The organism is Staphylococcus canis, assembly GCF_016238445.1.
GTDB classification, from domain to species: domain Bacteria; phylum Bacillota; class Bacilli; order Staphylococcales; family Staphylococcaceae; genus Staphylococcus; species Staphylococcus canis.
This window is the reverse complement of the sequence record NZ_JABANU010000137.1, coordinates 1-207: the sequence shown is the minus strand read 5'-3', so window position 1 is coordinate 207 and position 207 is coordinate 1. Positions and strand designations below refer to the sequence as shown.

Below are 207 nucleotides of genomic sequence, written 5' to 3'. Positions count from 1 at the left end.
TCGTAACAGGAACAGGCGAACCAGGAACAACAGTAGTTGTAACGTTCCCTAACGGCGAAGAAGTGACTGGCCAAGTGGACGAAAACGGAAACTGGACAGTGGATGTACCAGCGACTGAGACATTAGACGAAGGTGAAACAATCACTGTTGTGAACAAAGATGGCAATGGTAACATATCAACACCATCAACAGGAACAGTAACAGACA

The 207-nt window shown here is 45.9% G+C and carries 1 protein-coding gene; it reads left to right on the top strand.

What is annotated here, in order from left to right; genetic code table 11:
- On the top strand, positions 1-207 hold a 207-nt coding region (locus HHH54_RS11760), incomplete at both ends, for an Ig-like domain-containing protein (protein ID WP_232796343.1).